General features: G+C 69.8%; 11 protein-coding genes and 1 pseudogene. 9 read left to right on the plus strand and 3 right to left on the minus strand.

What is annotated here, in order from left to right:
* Positions 1-194 precede the first annotated feature (194 nt).
* Positions 195-1475, minus strand: coding sequence for a hypothetical protein (locus ACFV8T_RS24280; protein WP_385330965.1), 1281 nt, complete (start codon positions 1473-1475; stop codon positions 195-197).
* Between the two features lie 463 nt (positions 1476-1938).
* Between ACFV8T_RS24280 and ACFV8T_RS24285 the strand changes: the two are divergent.
* Positions 1939-2086 (plus strand): annotated as a pseudogene (locus ACFV8T_RS24285) (transposase); the annotation flags it as partial.
* 957 nt (positions 2087-3043) lie between these two features.
* The gene (locus ACFV8T_RS24290) at positions 3044-3595 is read left to right on the plus strand and encodes an LmbU family transcriptional regulator (protein WP_256088826.1); all 552 of its coding nucleotides are present in this window, start codon (positions 3044-3046) and stop codon (positions 3593-3595) included.
* A 94-nt stretch (positions 3596-3689) separates the two neighbouring features.
* On the opposite strand, the gene ACFV8T_RS24295 is transcribed toward ACFV8T_RS24290, so the two are convergent.
* Entirely contained in the window at positions 3690-4337 is a 648-nt protein-coding gene (locus tag ACFV8T_RS24295) for an FMN-binding negative transcriptional regulator (RefSeq protein ID WP_385330970.1), read from the minus strand.
* 293 nt (positions 4338-4630) lie between these two features.
* Here ACFV8T_RS24295 and ACFV8T_RS24300 point away from each other — a divergent pair, with 293 nt between their 5' ends.
* The 6 genes from ACFV8T_RS24300 to glyA all read left to right on the plus strand — a co-directional run bounded on the left by ACFV8T_RS24300 (position 4631) and on the right by glyA (position 12266).
* Positions 4631-5980 (plus strand): lysine N(6)-hydroxylase/L-ornithine N(5)-oxygenase family protein, encoded by a 1350-nt coding sequence (locus ACFV8T_RS24300; RefSeq protein WP_385330973.1) that lies wholly within the window; start codon positions 4631-4633, stop codon positions 5978-5980.
* 92 nt (positions 5981-6072) lie between these two features.
* Positions 6073-7677: an AMP-binding protein gene (locus tag ACFV8T_RS24305; protein ID WP_385330975.1), complete on the plus strand. Its 1605-nt coding sequence runs from the start codon at positions 6073-6075 to the stop codon at positions 7675-7677.
* A 65-nt stretch (positions 7678-7742) separates the two neighbouring features.
* Positions 7743-8021: a phosphopantetheine-binding protein gene (locus ACFV8T_RS24310; RefSeq protein WP_385330978.1), complete on the plus strand. Its 279-nt coding sequence runs from the start codon at positions 7743-7745 to the stop codon at positions 8019-8021.
* A complete protein-coding gene (locus ACFV8T_RS24315; protein WP_385330981.1) occupies positions 8018-8788 on the plus strand; it encodes a thioesterase II family protein in 771 nt (256 codons plus the stop codon). Before ACFV8T_RS24310 ends, ACFV8T_RS24315 begins: the two co-directional genes overlap by 4 nt.
* Positions 8789-8800: 12 nt before the next feature.
* Entirely contained in the window at positions 8801-10777 is a 1977-nt protein-coding gene (locus ACFV8T_RS24320; protein WP_385330984.1) for a B12-binding domain-containing radical SAM protein, read from the plus strand.
* A 118-nt stretch (positions 10778-10895) separates the two neighbouring features.
* Entirely contained in the window at positions 10896-12266 is a 1371-nt protein-coding gene (glyA, locus tag ACFV8T_RS24325; RefSeq protein WP_385330987.1) for a serine hydroxymethyltransferase, read from the plus strand.
* 85 nt (positions 12267-12351) lie between these two features.
* Here glyA and ACFV8T_RS24330 read toward each other — a convergent pair whose 3' ends face one another.
* Positions 12352-17805, minus strand: a complete 5454-nt coding sequence (locus ACFV8T_RS24330; protein ID WP_385330990.1) for an amino acid adenylation domain-containing protein — start codon at positions 17803-17805, stop codon at positions 12352-12354.
* Positions 17806-18250: 445 nt separating this feature from the next.
* Between ACFV8T_RS24330 and ACFV8T_RS24335 the strand changes: the two genes are divergently transcribed.
* Positions 18251-19113, plus strand: an 863-nt coding sequence (locus ACFV8T_RS24335) for a condensation domain-containing protein (RefSeq protein WP_385330993.1), incomplete at its 3' end; no start/stop codon positions are given.

Here is a 19113-nt window from a genome sequence, read left to right on the forward strand (position 1 = left end):
TAGTGCAGCGACGAGATGCGCACGCCGTCGACGACCGGCTCGGTGGCATCGGCGAGCGGGACCCGGTCGGTCGCCGGCCGGGACGCCGAGCTCATCGGCGACGGCCAGGCAGGTGACGGGCGCGCCCAACTCCGTGCGGCGCAAGGCCCGGATGCGGGTGTGCGGGCCTTGCGCCCGCGCGGGACAAGGATCTCTCAACTCGCCACCCGCAGGGAATCGTTGTCCAGGAATGCGTCGACCCGTCCCACAACCTGACGGGCCACGGAGCTGTCGAACCGTTTTATCTTGGACCGCAGGTCCGAGAGCCGGACCCGTGCGCGCCGTGAGACCATCACCTCGGCCAGCGACAGCGCCTGTTCGGCGGCCTCGGCTGCGCCGTCGACCTCCTGGCGCCCCAGCCGTGCCTCGGCGAGCGAGGCCCAGTGCAGCATCCTGTTGCGGGGCTGGCTCTCCCCGAACAGCTCGATCCCGCGCACCAGGCACTGCTCCGCCCGCCCGAAGTGCCCCAGTTCGAACCAGGCCCGCCCGGCATCCGCCACCATGACGGGGATGGTCACCCAGGAGATCCAGGGCGCGTCGGCCGCCGGATCGCTGTCCTGGCTCAGGTCCGCGGCTTCGTTGAGGGAGCGTATGCAGCCGACCTCGTCGCCGAGGCCCGCGCGGGCCCGCGCCTCGCGCGTCGCCAGCAGGGCGTGGCCGATGCCGAAGTCCTCTTTGCTCGAACCCTTGCGTGCGATACGGATCAACCGCAGTCCCTCTTCCTGACGGGTTTCCCAGGTGGCGCAGTAACTCATACAGGAAATGATGTAAGCGGCCAACGGGCGGTCCTGGGCGGTGCGGGCCGCGGAGAGTGCGTACAGGAAGCAGGACTGGCTGCGTTGCCGCAGCCCCAGGTCGGCGGCCAGCCATCCGGCGAGCTGGGCGAGTTCCGCGATGTTGCGGTGCAACTGCAGCCCGGTGCGGGTGTCGTAGGAGTGATCTGCCGCCAGTTTGCGCGCCGACCGGAGGTCCTGGAGGGCCCATTCCATCGCGAGTTCCGTGCTCGCGATGTCGTCCACCTTGCGGAGCTGGCCGATCCGGGTGGTCAGCATCTGGATGGCGATGTCGGGGACCTCGGACCCGGCCGACCGCGCGGGCGACGCGGTGCCGCTGTCCACCAGCCAGTCCACCGCTGCGTTGACGGGGCCTTTGGCGGACGGTGGGATGTCGGGCGCCACCGGCGTGCGGGAGCTCTGGGGTAACTGCCGGGGCCACAGTTCACCGGCGGTGACGGGCTCACCGAGTCGGTCGGACAGTAACTCCGCCACCAGGTGAGGCAGTTGCCTGCGCGGCAGCGCGCCTTGCACCCAGTTGTAGGGGGCTTTGATGCTGATCGTTCCGCTGCCGTACCTTTTGTTGATCTCGCGGGCCAGCTGCTCCGGCGACCACTCGAGCCGGGCCAGGCAGGTGGCCAGCAACGAAGAAGTCTGGTTCATAAAGAGATGACCTCGGCTAAGGAAGGAATTGACGCAGTCGAAAAGTTCTGTCGAGGTTCGGCGAAAAGACGACCGTGTTCGCGTTCGGCGGTACTCGCGATACGACCGGTGAGTCTGTCTTCCCCGGGACTCCGCGTGGCGAGCTCTCCGAGAGTCATGTTTCCTTACCTTTCGTCTCGGGTCAGTTCTGGTCATTCGTAAGATCGCGACACCCAGGGAGTGCCGGGTGCGGCCGGTACGTTTCCACCGCTCGTGGCTCAGGAGGACTGGCCGCCCGGCACCATGTGACGAATCGGCAGCCAATGAGGGTGCGCGAGGCGGATCGTGGTGTAAGGACACGTCGGCGAGGTCGTCTGCTGGGATCATGTGCGACCCGTCGACGGAGGCGCGCGTGCCCGGGAGCCGGGCCGGAACCGATGCGGGAAAGGCTGATCACCACTGCGTGGCGATCGATGTCGAGGGGCGGCTGCTCTACGTCCCGGGCCGCACGGTTCACCACGCCTCCGGCTCCCACCGCGGCAACGGCAAGACCGACGCCAAGGACGCCTTCGTCATCGCCGATCAGGCTCGCATGCGCCGCGACCTGTATCCCATGCATGCCGGCGTCGATGGCGTCGCCGACACGGCCGTCCGGACCGCCGAAGCCCAGCACACCGCCGTCCCCGGAAAGAAGCCGACCGTCGACCCGGTGGCCAAGCTCGCCAGGAGACCTCGGAACGTCTCGTGGGCTCTCATACGCGACAACCGAATCACCGCGAGCCCGCCGGCTCCCGAAGCGGCATGACACGCTCACCAGGCGTCACCAACCCCGCTTGACAACCTCATTGGGAGTCCCCCTGCTGAAGGTAAGGATCGTGACTTTCCCAGCCGAGATCCGGGAAACAGTATGGGCGCGCGCGCCTGTCCCGCAACAGGCCGGGCCGCCTCCCGGATGAACGCCGACGGCACCCCGTATCGGCTCCCCATACGCCTCGTAGCAGGACTGATGTGTTTCGCATGGCGAAATCGTCCAGTTTACGCTCCCTTCCGCTTGCCCGCGCCGGGCAGGCCGGGTGCGGCCCGTTGGCGACAGTCGCGCGGGTGCCGCGTCAACAAGACGCCAAAGATGGGAGTCGGGAGATTGGATCTTCGCTTCTCGCGGTACGGCGCGACAGAATCGGACGATCATCTTTCGATCGTGGGGCTGTTGGTCCCTATTGGTGAACACATTGCTGCAATGGGTCGCATTCAATAGAGGTGAAGGAGCGCTGACCGGCCAGCTGACCAAGCTGACCAAGCTGACCCCTTGGCTGGCTTCAAAACGGACTTCCGCTGCATTGGACTGTGTTCGAGCCGACCCCCGCTCAAGTCGAATCCGAGGCCGGCGAGTCGGGGAAGGGGGGCCGCGGAAGAAAGCCGCATTTCCGTCGCGGCAGGGGGCGTAAGTGAACGCCGGATGCACTTTACGTGGAGGCATAATGGCGAGTGAGACCAGTGATTTAGAGGTCACGAAGCCACTGTTCCGTGGACGTCACGAGACGGCGCCTGCGCAGCGACGGCCCAGTGGTGAGGCATCGCACCAAGAACGGGTGCTCACAACCCGGATAGGCCTGCACATACCGACCGGCCTGTCCTTCGAGGACTGGGAGAGGGCAGGACGACACATATCGGGTCTGGTGAATTCGTCCACCTGGTGGCTGGGTGACTGGCTGGTGTACGGCAAGGAGCACTACACCGACCGGTACCAGCGGGGCATCAAGTCCGCCGGACTCCAATACCAGACCCTGCGGAACTACGCGTGGGTGTCCCGGCGGTTCGAGTTCCACCGACGGCGGTCTTCGCTGAGTTTCCAGCACCACGCCGAAGTCGCGTCGCTCCCGGTCGCCGAGCAGGAACTCTGGTTCGACCGCGCCGAGCGGAACAGGTGGACCACCAAGCAGCTGCGCAATGCGATCAGTGCCGCGCGTGAGGAGAACGGGCACGACGAGCGGCAGGTCGAGACGAAGCGTCAGCTCTCGGTGCCCCACAGTCGCGTCCGGTGCTGGCACAGGGCCGCCCAGCAGGCCGGGGCCGAACTGGAGCAGTGGATGCTCACCACGCTCGACAGCGCGGCCGAGCAGATCCTCGCGGAACTGGAGTAACCGCACCCGCGGCCGGGGCGGAAGCGGCCGGCTCCCGGCGGGCAGGGTGCCGCCCGGGAGCCGACCGCGCTCCCGCCCGCCGGGAGCGGGGAGGTCAGCCCGGCAGCCTGCCCATCAGCTCGGCCGTCTCGCGGTAGCGCCCGTGCTCGCGGCAACTGAACGACTTCTGCACGCGGTCGCGCACCTCGGCAGGCTGCTCCTGGCTGAGCTTGAACATGCCCTCGGCGCCCGACACAGTGAACCGGAACGCGCCCACCGCCGGCACGATCTTGCGGAAGTAGTCCACGGAACCGGACATGTCCCAGTCGGTGCCGAACTCGGTCTCGAGGGCCGAGACCGTGGACATCACGACGCCCAGAGTTTCCTCGGTGGAATCGATTTTTTCCACCATGCCGTGCACGTGCACCGAAGTGAAGTTCCAGGTTGGAGCCGCCGGTGCCATTTCGTACACCGTGGGCGAGACATAGCCGTGCGGGCCGGTGAATATCAGCAGGGCCACGCCCCCCGATTCCAGCGCCGCCCACTGCGGATTCGCCCGGTTCATGTGTCCCAGCAGCGTGGCGCCCGAAAGGTCGGCGGACCACTCGCCGGTCGCCGCGGGGTCGGGAATTACGGGCAGATGGGTGGCGAACGGGCCGTCCGCGGAGCTGCCGTTGATCGCCATGAGCGCCATCGGATTGGCCTGGATCAGGTCGATCATCCAGGAACCGTCCGGCTCGCGGTAGTGGCTGGGAACGAACATCTGGCATTCATCCTTTCGTCGCCGTCCTGTCGGCAGGACAGAGCCCTGTACCCGGTGTACGCGACCTCTTGAACGGTTTGGCAGAACGCTCTAAGTTGGGCTGGACGTGCTCTCCAGCGTAAAGCCGAATCCGATTCACCCGGATCATCTGCCGGGCAATTTCGAGGCTAGCAAAAAAAATGGGCCCGATGAAAATCTGTAGAATTCCGGGTCAACGTTTTCGAGGGTGTAGGAACATTCCTTTGGAAACCGCGAAAGTCCCTGTGACAACGACGCTAGGGTGAGAATCTTCTATGGATCCTTCTGCACGCGAGACATACGACGTGGTGGGGATCGGCTTCGGCCCGTCCAATCTGTCGCTCGCCATCGCGCTGGAAGAACACGAGGCGAATGTGCCGGCGCGTCCGATCAGTGCCGCCTTCTTCGAGCGGCAGCCGTCGTTCGGCTGGCACCGCAACATGCTGCTGCCCGCAGCCACCATGCAGATCTCTTTCCTGAAGGACCTGGCTACTTTCCGCAATCCGGTGTCGAGGTACAGCTTCATTGCGTATCTGCACGCAGCGGACAGGCTGGTCCAGTTCGTCAACAACCAGACCTTCTTCCCGACGCGCCAGGAGTTCCACCAGTACCTGGAATGGGCGGAGTCGAGCTTCAGTGACCGGGTGTCCTACAACTCGGAGGTCACCGCGATCCGGCGGGCGACCGGCACCGGCCCGGGGGAGCCCGAGTGCCTCCAGATCGAGGTCCGGGACGGCATCGGCGGGGGCTGCAGGCTGGTCCACGCGCGCAACGTGGCCATCTCGACCGGGCTGGTGCCGCGCATGCCGGCCGGGGTGGAGCGCGACGACCGCGTATGGCACAGCTCGGAGTTCCTGGAGAAGTACGGCCAGGTCGACCCGAACGCCCTCAAGAGCGTCGCTGTGGTCGGCGCCGGACAGAGCGCGGCTGAGATCACCCGGTTCCTGCACGACGCCCTGCCGCACGCCCGGGTCTTCGCCGTCGTCCCCTCCTACGGCTACTCCGTCGCGGACGACACGCCCTTCGCCAACCGGGTGTTCGACCCCAGTGCCGTGGACGACTACTACTTCGGCACCGAGCAGACGCGCGAGGCGTTCTGGCGCTACCACCGCAACACCAACTACTCGGTGGTCGACGACGAGATCATCAGGGATCTGCACCAGCGCTCGTACGACGAGGACGTACGCAACGACCGTCGGCTGCACTTCCTCAACCTGACGCGGGTCGACGACGTCCAGCGGATCGGCACCGAGATTCGTGTCGGGCTGCGCTCCCTGATCGATGTCGAGGCCCAGACACTCGATGTGGACGCGCTCGTCTTCGCCACCGGCTACGGTGCGATGCAACCGACCGGCCTCCTTGGCGACCTCGACCGGTACTGCCTGCGCGATGCTGCAGGGCGACACCGCGCGGAGCGCGACTACCGGCTCGTCACCACGCCGGAACTGTCCTGCGGCATCTACCTCCAGGGCGGCACCGAGCACACCCACGGACTGACGTCGTCCCTGCTGTCCAACGTCGCCGTGCGCAGCGGCGAGATCGCCGACTCCATCGTCCGCAGGCGCGTGGAGGAGCACGAGCACGAGCCGGTCGCCTCCCTCGGCACGGCCGGCCGGACCGGCTGACCCGCCCGTGCGCTCCGGGCGTCCGCCGTCCCGGCGACGGGACAGGCGACGCCGTACGAAACGTCCCGTACCACTGAGCCCTGGGGGCAGCGATGACAGAGGAACCGAAGGCGTCGGTCCCGGGCCCGGGTGTACCCACGCTCTGGGGCGGCGACGCCGAAACGCGGTGCCTGCTGGACCGGCTGGCCGAGACCGCGCGCACGTGCCCGGACGGCATCGCGGTACGCGACGGGGAGCACGAACTGACCTATGGCCTGCTCTTCACCTGGGCCGCCCGCATCCGTGAACTCCTTGCCGGTCACGGAGTGCGCCCCGGCGACCGGGTGGCCGTCACGGGCCCCCGCGGAGCCGCCGTCGTCGCGGCGATGCTCGCCACCGTGGGCGCGGGGGCGACCTATGTGCCGCTCGATGCCGCGTATCCGGTCAGACGCCTGGAGCACATGGCCGCCGACAGCGCGGCGCGGCTGCTGCTGTTCAGCGGCGACGCCCCCGCCTTCGACATCGGGACCCATGCGGTTCGCATCCCCGGCGCACCGGACCGGGCCGACGCGCGGGCCGCCGCGGCGCTGACGCGGCAGCCGTGCGGGCCCGACGTGCCGGTGTACGTCATCTATACCTCGGGCTCGACCGGGCTGCCCAAGGGCGTCGCCCTGCCCCACCGCTGCGTCGACAACATGGCGGCCTGGCAGTGGCGCCACTCGGTGCGTCCGGACCTGCGCACCGCCCAGTTTGCGCCGCTCAACTTCGACGTGTGGTTCCAGGAGGTGCTCGGCACGCTGTGCGGCGGCGGCACGCTCGTCGTCATGCCCGAGTCGCTGCGGCGCGACCCCATCGCCCTGCTGGACTGGCTCGCCGAACACCGCGTCGAGCGCCTCTTCCTCCCGTACGTCGCCCTCCACATGCTCGCCGTGGCGGCCGAGGCCGTGGACTCGCTGGGGCACCTCGCCCTGGTGGAGGTGAACGCCGCGGGCGAACAGCTCGTGTGCACCCCGGCCGTACGGGAGCTCTTCCGCCGCCTGCCCGGCTGTCGGCTGAACAACCACTACGGGCAGAGCGAGTCCGCCATGGTGACCGTGCACACGCTCACGGGCCCCAGCGACAGCTGGCCCACGCTGCCCCCGATCGGCGGCCCCTTGCCCGGCTGCGAGCTCCTCGTCCAACCGGCCGACCCGGCCGACCCGTCGGTGGGCGAGCTGCTGGTCGCCGGTGCGCCCCTCGCGGTCGGCTACCTCAACCAGCCCGCCCTCAACGCCGAGCGGTACCTCACCCTGGACGAACCGACGCCCCGCGGCCACCGTCGCGCGTTCCGCACCGGCGACCTGGTGCACATCGAGGGTGACACCGTGCGCCTGCTGAGCCGCATCGACCACGAGGTGAAGATCCGCGGTGTCCGGGTGAACCCGCTGGAGGTCGACGCCTGCCTGCTGGAACAGCCCGGGGTCGTGGAGGCGGTCACCGTCGCGGTGGACATCGCCCAGGGCTCCCGGCAGCTGCGTGCCGCGGTGACGTCGGACGCGGGCCCGGACGGGTTCGACGGCGCGCGGGTGCTCAAGGCGCTGACCGGGCTGCTGCCCGAGCAGTTCGTACCGGTCTCGATCACCGTGGTGCCCGAGCTGCCGCGCACCCCCAGCGGAAAAGCGGACCGGGACGCCGTCGCCGCCGCGCTGGCGCCCCCGGCCCGCACGCCCGGTGGCTGATCGCCCGCGGAGCAAGAGTTCCGGAGAAACCCGCTTAACCGAATCGACCCGAACAGGGGTGCGGCATGGAAGACAACGAATTCAGCACGCCGACCGAGCAGCGGCTCGCGGAGATCTGGGCTGAGGTGTTGCGGCTCGACAAGGTCAAGCGCGACCAGGACTTCTTCGAGATCGGCGGCGACTCGCTGCTGGCCACGACGGTCGTCCTGAAGGCCTGCCGGGTCTGGGACGTCAAGTTCACGGTCAGGGTCCTGCTCGCCGCCCCGGTCCTCGCCGAACTGGCCGAGCGCATCGACGAGCTGGTGGCACGGTCGGGACGGCGGCCGGAGCGGGAGACCACGTGAGCGAGGGCGGGACATGCCTGTGGGAGATACGGCCGTCGGCGGCGGGCGCCGGAGGTGACACGCTGCTCCTGCTGCCCCACGCGGGAGGCTCGGCACAGAGCTACGGCGCCTGGGCGGGCTGGATCCCCGACGGCCTGCGCGTCCTCGCGGCCAAGTACCCGGGGCGGGGGTCGCGCGGCCGGGAGCCCGCCGAGACCGACCTCCACCGAATCGTCGGCGAACTCAGCCGCGCGCTCGCGGACTTCGAAGGGCAGCTGTACGTCTTCGGCCACAGCATGGGCGCCTACATCGGCTTCGAGCTGTGCTGGCGTCGGCAGTCCGACGGGCGGCCGGCCGCCGCCCTCTACGCCTCCGGGGCGGTTCCCCCGCACCGGCTCCGGACGTATCCGGCGCCCGGCGTGGAGATAACCGACGAGCACCTCCTGGAACTCATGGAGAAGTGCAGCGGAATTCCGGACGCCGTCCTGAACTCGCCGGACCTCATGAGCCTGGCCCTGGAACTGCTCCGGGCCGACCTCGAACTCGTCAACAACTATGCGTACGGCGGGCCCGGACGCAGGCTGAGCAGCCCGATCGTGGCATTCGGCGGCGACCGCGACAGGCTGGTTCCCCCCTGCGAAGTGGACCACTGGCGTGAGTTGAGCACGGCGGACTGCGCCACCCATCTCATCCCGGGCGAGCACTTCTATTACCTCGACAGTATGGCGACCTTCACGGCCACCATTTCCAAGCACCTCGCGAGCGTTCAAGACGAGTGGAATGAATAGGAGATCGCGAACATGTCCAGCCTAGAATCCCCCGGCACAGCGGATGCCGGGACGACCGTGTTGGATCGCCGGAAGATCGTGCTGGTGGAACTGCCCACCTACGAGAACATCCTGCCGCTGGCCTCCGGCTACATCCAGGCGTACGCGCAGGACGACCCGGCCGTCGCCACGGTCCACACGTTTGAGATCGTCTCCTACCCGATCTCCGAAGACCGGCACCAGATGGTGCGGGACCTCGCCGCGAAGGACGCGTACCTCTACACGTTCAGCTGCTACATCTGGAACATGAAGCTGGTCCGCTGGGTGCTCGACGAACTGCGCGCCCTGCGCCCCGACGCGCACTATCTGCTGGGCGGACCGCAGGTGATGAACCACGCCTCGACCTATCTCGCCGACGGAGCGGAGAACGTCTACGTCTGCAACGGCGAAGGAGAGCGCACCTCACTGGAGTTCATCAAGCAGATCGGCTCGGACGCCCCGGACATGAGAAAGGTACCGGGCCTGAGTTTCTGGTCGGGCGGTGAACTGGTCACCACGGAAGCCGCGCCCCGCATCCAGAACCTGATGGACATCCCTTCGCCGTTCCTGAACGGCGTCTTCGACGACCATGAATTCAGCTTCGCCATCATGGAGACGAACCGCGGCTGCCCCTTCCGCTGCACCTTCTGCTACTGGGGCGCGGCCACCAACTCCAAGGTCAACAAGTTCGAAGAGGAACGCATCAAGGCCGAGCTCAAATGGATCAGCGAGCACCGGTACTCCGCGCTGATGATCGCCGATGCCAACTGGGGCCTGTCACCCCGCGACGTCACCCTGAGCGAGTACATCGTCCAGTGCAGCGAGGAGAACGGCTACCCGCTCATCATCCACATGGCCGCCGCTAAGAACAGGCCCGAGCGCATGGCGGAGATCACCGAGATCTTCGTGCGCGGCGGACTCATGGTCAGCCAGCCCATCTCGCTGCAGACGATGAACGAGTCGACGCTGGAGATGGTCGACCGGAAGAACATCCGCGAGGAGACCTACATAGGGCTCCAGCGCCTGCTGCGCGAGAAACGCATCAGCTCGTACGTGGAGATGATCTGGCCGCTGCCCGGCGAGACCATCGAATCGTTCAAGGAGGGCCTGACGCGGCTGTGCCGCTCGTACGCGGACACGATCATCGTCTACCCGCAGCTGTTCCTGCACAACACGCCCATGTACGGGCAGCGCGAGTCCCTCGGTATCCTCACCGCCGAAGTGCCCAGCGACGTCTCCGAGGCGGAGGTCGTGCTCGGCACGAAGTGGGTGACCGAGCAGGACTGCCGCGACGGCTACTGGGTCAACCACGCGCTGTACACGCTCTACAACATGCGGGCCCTGTTCGTGCTGTCGGGCTACCTCGACTCCACCGGGATCGTCTCGTACGGCGAGCTGTTCGCCCAGGTGTCCCGCTACTTCCGCACCCGCACCGACACCGAGGTCTGCCGCTTCCTCATCCAGCAGACCGACGACCTCGCCAACTATGACCTGCTCAACACCGGCAAGACCGCGCACATGATCCTCAGCTCGCACCGCGAGGAGTTCGACCGGATCCTCGCCGACTTCGTCACCGCCCAGGACTGGTGGGCCGACCCGTTGGCGCGCCAGGCCTTCGAGATCGACCTGCTCGCCCGAGCCTACGTCTACCGGGAGCCGGTGCGCACGCCCGACTACGCGTTCACCGAGACCGTTCTCCGAGACCAGCCGCACGCCCAGGGCTTCATGGCCGAGGTCTCTGCGGAGTTGCTGCGCCTGCTGGTGGGCCGGGAGATGCTCCAGGCGGACGCCGTCGACGCTGAGCGGGTCACCCTGCACATCGACCACCGGGGCCGGCAGAAGATGCCGTACATGCCGCAGCGCAGTCTGGAGCACAACGCGAACTACTGCCACGGCATGGTGCTGCGGTCCCGGGAGATCCTGCCCAACATCCAGGTCGAATCGGCCGGGGCCCTCGCCCCCGTCGCCTGAACCGGAGCGCCGGTACGGTTCCGGCCGGCCCCGCGCCGGCCGCTCGCCCGGCGCTCCGGCGTCGTCGCATCCCCCACACCGTCGGCCGCCCCTCCCACCTCCATTGTTAGGAGTACTCGTGGTTCCGACCAGGAACGGCGCGGGAATCCACCGTTCGACCTCCTCGCACGCGTGCTTGCAGGCCCGTGGCAGTCAGGAGCTGTGGGCCGAGGATCCGGCGCTCGCCGCCGCTCTCGACCATGAGGTCACGTACCAGAACGACACCCTGCAACTGGTCGCCCACGCCAGTCTCGCCGCGCCCTCGGTCCTGTCCGCCGCGGGCTCCGCACTCGCCAACGCCACCGCAGAGGGCTACCCCGGCGCCCGCTACCACCCCGGCGCCACCCAGTTCGACCAAGTCGAACGCCTGGCCGTGGAACGCGCCAAGACCGCCTTCGGCGCCCAATACGCCAACGTCCAGCCGCACTCGTGCTCCTCGGCCAACCTGACCGTCCTGTTCGCTCTGCTCGCCCCGGGCGAGACCCTGCTGAGCCTGGACCTGAACTCCGGCGGCCACCTCACCCACGGCGCCACCGCCTCCGTGACCGGCCGTTACTTCGACGTCGTCCATTACGGGCTCGACGCCGAGGGCTACATCGACGAGGACCAGGCCGCGCGCATGGCCCGCGAACACCGCCCCAAACTGGTCATCATCGGCGCCAGCGCCTACCCCCGCACCCCCGACTACGCCCGCTTCCGCGAAATCAGCGATTCGGTAGGGGCCTATCTGCTGGCCGACATCTCGCACATCGCGGGCCTCGTGGCGGCGGGCGTGCATCCCAGCCCCATCGACCTGGCCCACATCACCACCACCAGCACCTACAAACAGCTCGGTGGCCCGCGCGGCGGCATCATCCTCAGTGGCAAGGACTTCGATCACCCGGGCCCGGACGGCACCCCGTTGCACAAACTGCTGCAGCGCGGGGTGTTCCCGCTGTCCCAGGGCACACCGAACCCCTCCGCCATCGCCGCCAAAGCCCGTGCGCTGGCCCTGGTCACACAACCGGAGTTCACCGCAACTGCTCGGGCCATCGCCGCCAACGCCGCCGCCCTGGCCGTGGCGCTGGACAAGCGCGGCTGGCCGGTCCTGACCGGCGGCACCGACAACCACACCGTGCTGCTCGACACCTACCAGCGCGGCATCACCGGAACCGTCGCCGAAGCCGCCCTGGAGAGCTGCGGCATCCACGCCAACAAGAACCGCATCCGGGGAGACACCAAATCCGCCCTGGTCACCAGCGGCCTGCGACTGGGCACCAACATCACCGCCCAGCGCGGCATGCGCGAAGACGACATGGACGACTGCGCCGACCTCGTCGACCGCGTCCTGACCACCATCCACCCCACCAGCGACCGCACCTACGATCTGGCACCGCGGGACCGGGACGAGATCCGCTCGCGGGTCGCGCAGGTGTGCCGCCGCTTCCCCACGGCGTACCAGGACCTCTGAGCGGCGGCCGGCGAAACGACGGGGCGGCCCCGGGTGCACCAGGCATCCGGGGCCGCTCCGCGTCCGCGCCCGCCGGGCGGGCCCGTCAGGCCTGGTCTCCGGTCATCCGGCGCAGCCGGGGCCGGTTCTTGGCGGCCGTGGTCCCGAGCCGGCCCGAGAGCTGCGCGATCGTCGGGTACCGGAAGACCGTCCGGATGGACGATTTGATGCCGAGCGTGCGGTGCATACGGCCGACCAGCCTGCCCGCCATCATTGAATTGACGCCGAGAGCAAGGAAGTTGTCGTCGATACCGATCCGCTCGACCCCTATGACCTCGGCGAACATCGCGCACAGCGCCTTCTCCCGCGGGGTCCTGCCCTCCCGGTACGGGCCTTCGGCCGGGCCGGTGCCCGGGTCCGGCAGGGCCGCGCGGTCCACGGCGCCGTCTGCCGTCAGCGGCAGCCGGTCGAGGATCACCACGGCAGTGGGAACCAGGGCGTCGGGCAGGCGCCGGGCCAAGAACGCGCGCAGCTCCACTGCCGCGGCGCCGCCGCCGTCGCGCCGCGGCACGACGTAGCCGGCGAGCAGGTCGTCACCGCCGCTGCCCGCGCCCTCGTGAGCGACGACCAACCCCTGCGCCACCCCCGGGTGCGCGGCGAGGACCGACTCGACGTCGCCCGTCCGCACCCGGCGTCCGCGCACCCGTGCGCCCGCGCCCGCGCACCCCGCGTACTCCAGCTCGCCTTCGCGGTTCCACCGGGCCAGGTCGCCGGTGCGATACATCCGGGATCCGGGTGGACCGTAGGGATCGGCGACGAACCGCGACGCGGTCAGGGCCGTGTCGTCCGCCCAGCCGCGCGCCACCGGTCCGGCGACGTACAGCTCGCCCGTCGTGTCCGCGGGCAGCGGCTGGAGCGCGGCGCCCAGCACATAGCGGCGCCCGCCGCCCGCGTGCGCGGTCCGCGCGCCCGGCACGCCCTCGCGCACGTACCGCAGGAGTGGGCCCGACGGTACGTCCCCGGTGAGCACCACCGCGCCCGCGTCGACCGTGCCGGGGGAGCGGTCGAGCACTCCGGCGAGGACGGGGGCGGTGGTGCTCACCACGGCGCCCTTCCAGTCGCCGGGCCCGTCCGCCGCCCCCGGGTCCACGGCCACGTCGACCGTCGCGCCCGCGCACAGTCCCGCGAGGATCTCGAAGGCCGTCGCGTCGGGGCCGGGCGACGCCGCGAGCATCCGCGCTCCCGGGACGAGGCCCGCGCGGGACACGAAGTCCCGCACCTCGTGGACCAGCGCGTCATGGCCGACCGCCAGGCGGCCCGTGACCCCGGGCGTGCGGCGCAGACACGCCAGGTGCCCGGCTCCGAGGGGAGCGCCCCGCTCCCGGCGGCCCGTGGATCCGGCCTCTTCGATGTCCGCCAGGGCGAGCGTCAGGGCGGCGCCGGGTACGGCGTCCGGGCCGGCGGGCGCGTAGGCGGCGCCCGATTTCAGCGTCCCGAGCAGCGCCACCGCCAGGTGCGTGGAGCGCGGCACGGAGAGCGCGACCACGGACTCGGCTCCGACGCCCTTCCCGGCCAGAAGGCTCGCCAGTCGCTCGGACCGGGTGTCGAGGTCCCCGTACGTCAGCGACTGCTCCCCGCACACCACGGCGACCGCGTCCGGGGCGGCCTTCGCCCGCCGTTCGAAGAGGGTGGTCAGGGCCTCGGCGGCGGTGCCGGTGCTGTCGTCGAACCTGCCGGTGAACCAGTCGCGTTCGGCCGCCGACAGCAGGTCCACCGCACCTACCTGCATGCCAGGGGACGCGGCCAGCTGGCGCAGGATCGAGCGGAACCGGGCCGTGAGGGACTTGGCCGCCTCCTCGTCGTACAGGCCGCGGTGGTACTGCACGGTCAGTCGGTCCGGCTCGACGAACAGGGCCAGCGGATAGTTCACGGTGCCCACCGACGTGACGCCCGTGACCTCGACGGCGGGGGTCGGTGCTACTCCGGCGCCAGTGCGGCCCGCCGGGTAGGACTGGAACACCACCAGGGTGTCGAACAGCGCGTCGACGCCGGTGGCCCGGTGGATCTCGGTCAGGCCGTGGTGGTGATGGTCCAGGAGCGCGGTCTGCCGGTCCCGCAGCCCGGCCAGCAGCTCGGCTGCCGTCGCGCCGGGTTCCCAACGGACCCGCACCGGAACGGTGTTGATGAACAGTCCCACCATCGATTCCACGCCCGCGAGCGCTCCGGGGCGCCCGGATACGGTGGCGCCGAACACCACGTCCGTACGGCCGGTCAGCGCGCCGAGCAGCACCGCCCACGCGCCCTGCACCAGCGAGTTCACCGTGACGCCCAGGTCCGCGCAGCACCGGGACAGGTGCCGCACCTCGTCCCGGGACAGCGGCACCGCGATCTCGCCCACCCCGGCGTGCGGGTCGGGCAGCGCCCCGGGAGGCGTCAGCAGGGTCGGCCCGTCCACGCCGGCCAGCTCGGCGGCCCACGCGCGGTCCCCCTCCTCGGTGTCGCGGCGCGCCAGCCAGGCGAGGAAGTCCCGGAAGCCGCGGACCGGTTCGAGGACGGAGGCGTCTCCGCCGGAGGCGTAGAGCCGTTGCAGGTCGTGTGCGAGCACTTGCTCCGACCATCCGTCGACGAGTGCGTGATGGGCGGTGAGGACCAGCTCGGCGCGGTCGGGGCCCAGCCGCACCAGCGCCATTCGCAGCAGCGGCGGCGCGGCCGGGTCGAAGCGCTCGGCCCGGTCCTCGGCGAGGAACCGCCGCAGCGCCCCTTCCCGTTCGTCCTCCGGCAGGTCGCCGATGACGGCTTCGCGCCACGGGAGTTCGACGCCGTCCACCACGAGTTGCACCAGGTTGTCGGTGGAGTCGCGGACGAAGGCGACGCGCAGATTGGCGAACCGGTCCAGCAGCGCCTGGCCCGCCGCCCGCAGCCGGTCCGTATCGACCGGGCCGGACAGGTGGAAGACCGTCTGAATCTGATAGGTGTCGTGCCCGGTGTCGTTGAGCATCGACTCGAACAGCATCCCGGACTGCATAGCGGTGAGCGGCCACACGTCGGACAGGCGCGGGTGGCGTCGCCGCCACGCCTCGATATCGGCCGGGTCCACGGTGACCAGCGGAGCGGACGCGTTCTCGTCCCGGGCCGCGGCCCGGTCCGTCGCGGCGGCGACCCCGGCGAGCGCGGCGACGGTCCGCCGCTCCAGCAGCTGGCGTGCGGTGATCTCGAAGCCTCTGGCCCGGGACCGCGTCACCACCTGGATGGCGCGCACGCTGTCGCCGCCCACCGCGAGGAAGTCGTCGTCGACGCCGACCAGGTCCCGGCCCAGCACGTCCGCGAAGACTTCGGCCAGGACCCGCTCCGCCGCTGTTCCCGGCGCCCGGTAGTCGGCGCCGGTGAAGACCGGCTCGGGCAGGTTCGCGCGGTCCAGTTTGCCGTTGGGCGTCAGCGGCAGCGCGTCCAGCGTCACGAACGCCCGCGGGACCATGTACTCCGGCAGCCGGTCGGCCGCGAGGGCGCGCAGCTCGTCACCGATGGCCGCGGCGTCGTGGGCGTCGGGGTCCCCGCCGGGTCCGACGGGCACCGCGTACGCGATCAACCGTCCCTCGCGGGCCACCACCGCGACCTGCCGGATCGCCGGGTGGCCGCGCAGCACGGTCTCGATCTCGCCCAGCTCCACCCGCAGCCCGTTGACCTTGACCTGGAAGTCCATCCGGCCCAGCAGCTCGATCAGGCCGTCCGCGCCGAACCGGGCCAGGTCCCCCGTGCGGTACAGACGTTCGGTCACCTCGCCGTGCGACCAGTCGACGAACCGCTCGGCGGTGCGCTCCGGCTGGTCCAGATAGCCGCGGGCCAGGCCGGTCCCGGCGAGGTACAGCTCGCCGGGCACACCGGGTGGCACCGGCTGGTGGGCCTCGTCGAGTATGTACGTGCGCTGGTTGGCCATCGGACGGCCGTACGGGATGCTCGACCAGCCGGGATCGACCGTGCCGACCTCGTAGATCGTCGAATGGATGGAGGCCTCCGTGGCCCCGCCCATCACGATGAAGCGCAGCCCCGGCGCGAGCGCGCGGACCCGGTCGGGCAGCCGGACCGGCACCCAGTCGCCGCCGAGCATCGCCAGTCGCAGCCGGGGCAGCCGCCGGGCGCCGGACTGTTCCAGATGGTCGGTCAGGAGCCCCAGGAGGGCCGGTGCGGAGTTCCACACAGTGACGCCGTGAGCGGTCAGCAACTCCGCCCAGTGCGTGGGGTCCTTGGCTCGGCCCTGCTCGGGGACCACCACGGTGCCGCCTGCGACGGTCATGCCCAGGAACTCGTAGACGGACATGTCGAAGCTCGGCGACGACAGGGCCAGTACCGAGTCCCCCGGACCCACGCCGAAGCGGGTGTTGAGGTCCGCGAGGTTGTTCATCACCCCGCGGTGGCGCAGCGCGATCGGCTTGGGCGTGCCCGTGGAACCCGAGGTGTGGATGATGTAGCAGAGTTGGTCGGGACCGGCGGTGGTGCCGAGGGCCTGCGAAGGCCGGGCGGCGATCAAGTCGGCGTCCCGGTCGAGCAGCACCAGGTGCGCGCCCGTACCTCCCTCGGGGAGGTGCGCGGCGAGCGCCTCGCGGCTGACCGTCACGGCGCACGAGGTCCCCTCGGCCATGGCGGTGATCCGCTGCGCCGGATAGTCCGGGTCCAGCGGCACGTACGCGCCGCCCGCCTTCAGGATGCCCAGCACCGCGACCAGCAGACCGGGCGAGCGGTCGAGGCACAGGCCGACCCGCACGTCCGGGCCGACCCCGAGCGAGCGCAGGTGGTGGGCGAGGCGGTTCGCCTCGGCGTCGACCCGGCGGTAGGTCCACCGCTCGGTGCCGTGCACGACGGCGACGGCGTCGGGCGACTGCTCCGCGCGGGCCTCGAACGCATCGTGCAGACAGGTGTTGTGCGGCAGATCGGCCCCCGTGCGGTTCCACTCCACGAGGATGCGTCGCCGCTGCGCGTCGGTGAGCAGCCGCAGCAACTCCACGGGGCGGTCCGGGGACCGGGTCGCGTCCTCGATCAGCGTCCGGTAGTGGGCGAGCAGCCGCGCGGCCGTCGACCGGTCGAACAGAGCGGCGTCGTAGTGGAGTTCCAGCGTGTTGTGTCCGCACGTGGCCGGGTGCAGGACCAGCTGGAACTCCATCGGTACCGTCGTGTCGGACGAGGACTTCCCCGGCGGTGCGAACCGCATGCCGACCGGGGCGGCCCTCGGGGCGTGCCCGAGTTCGGCGCCGTGCGCCACGTCCCGCAGCGTCGCACCGCCTGTGACCGTCAGCAGGACGTGCTGGGTGCGGCCCGCGCGGTCCATCCGGTCGACGCCGATCCGCTCCTGGCCCGTGAAGCGGTACAGGAGTGCCGCGAAGCCGGCGAGCAGCATGTCGTCCCGGGCGGTGCCGACGGGCGCCGTGTCGGCCGCAAGTTCGGTGCGCTCCACTGCCGAGCACCGGGGTGGTGTCCCCGTCCCGCGTGGTCGGTCGGTCGGCACCAGTACCGGCGGAAGTTCCGGGCGGGCGGTGTCGGGGGTGTCCTGGCGGGGGGCACGGTTCACTTTCCTGTTCCTCTCGCGAACGGGACGTGCACAAGCGCGCCGACGTTCATCAGATCAAGCTCCTGATTTCCAGGAGACTCCCGGAGCTGGGCGATCGGGGAGTTGGGAAAGGGCATTCAGTATGGATTCACTGGTCGTTATACCGTACTGTTCGGCAGTGGCCAACGGGGCTTTGCCGCGGACGGTGAAGTGTCCCGTCGACGGGACGGATTGACCCCGCTGACCGGCTGCTACGGTGCGTGGAGCCGGTTTCGGCCGCACGCCGGATCCCATAACCAATCGCTTTCACGAGTATTTCGTTCGCCTGCTGAGACAGCGAATTCCCAACGGGTTCTGCGGTGAATTGAAGGATTCGGGTAAGAGCCTCGCCCGCAGGACCGGGCGCCGCCGCTCCCCACATCGGGTGCTCCAGTCCGCGAAGAGATGACCAGGGGAGTAGAGACGAATGATCCCGTTGTCGTTTGCGCAGCGCCGCCTTTGGTTCCTTCACCAGTTGGAGGGGCCGTCCGCGACGTACAACATTCCGGTGGCGTTGCGCTTCGCGGGCGCGCTGGACCCGGCTGTGCTGGTGGCCTCCGTACGGGATGTGATGGCGCGGCACGAGAGCCTGCGGACGCTTTTCGTCCAGGACGCCGACGGAAGCCCCTTCCAACAGGTCGTACCCGTAGATGAGTTGGAGTTCGACGTACCGGTCTCCGAGATTGCGCCGGACGAGGTGGACGACGCGGTGGCCCGGGTGGCGGGCCATCGGTTCGACCTGTCCGCGCAGGTGCCGATCCGTGCGGCACTGTTCCGGTGCGGCGCCGACGAGCACGTCCTGGCGCTGGTGATGCACCACAGTGCCGCCGACGGCGAGTCGATGGGCCCGCTCGTACGGGACCTGTCGACCGCGTACACCGCGCGCCTCGCAGGGCGTGAGCCGCGGTGGGAGGAGCTGCCGGTCCAGTACGCCGACTACACCCTGTGGCAGCGGGAAGTACTGGGCGACGAGAACGACCCCCGCAGCGAGCTCTCCGTACAACTCGCTTACTGGCGAAGGGAATTGGCTGGATCTCCGCAGCCTCTGCCGCTGCCGACGGACCGCGTGCGGCCGCCCGTGCCCAGCCATGAGGGCGGCCTCGTGGAGTTCGCGGTCGGGCCCGCGGTCTGGGCGGCCGTCGAAGAGCTGGCGCGGGCCCACGATGCGTCGGCGCCCATGGTGCTGCAATCCGTCCTCGCGGTGCTGCTGTCGCGGCTGGGCTGCGGTGACGACGTCTCGATCGGCTCGCCGGTCGCCGGGCGCACCGACGAGGCCCTGACCGACCTGGT

It is taken from the genome of Streptomyces sp. NPDC059832, from assembly GCF_042731715.1.
GTDB lineage: Bacteria > Actinomycetota > Actinomycetes > Streptomycetales > Streptomycetaceae > Streptomyces.

What these genes read in the sequence shown, in the direction of transcription:
- ACFV8T_RS24280 (WP_385330965.1), bottom strand. Translation starts at nt 1,475, where the DNA reads ATGAACCAGACTTCTTCGTTGCTGGCCACCTGCCTGGCCCGGCTCGAG.
- ACFV8T_RS24295 (WP_385330970.1), bottom strand. Translation starts at nt 4,337, where the DNA reads ATGTTCGTTCCCAGCCACTACCGCGAGCCGGACGGTTCCTGGATGATC.
- ACFV8T_RS24300 (WP_385330973.1), top strand. Translation starts at nt 4,631, where the DNA reads ATGGATCCTTCTGCACGCGAGACATACGACGTGGTGGGGATCGGCTTC.
- ACFV8T_RS24305 (WP_385330975.1), top strand. Translation starts at nt 6,073, where the DNA reads ATGACAGAGGAACCGAAGGCGTCGGTCCCGGGCCCGGGTGTACCCACG.
- ACFV8T_RS24310 (WP_385330978.1), top strand. Translation starts at nt 7,743, where the DNA reads ATGGAAGACAACGAATTCAGCACGCCGACCGAGCAGCGGCTCGCGGAG.
- ACFV8T_RS24320 (WP_385330984.1), top strand. Translation starts at nt 8,801, where the DNA reads ATGTCCAGCCTAGAATCCCCCGGCACAGCGGATGCCGGGACGACCGTG.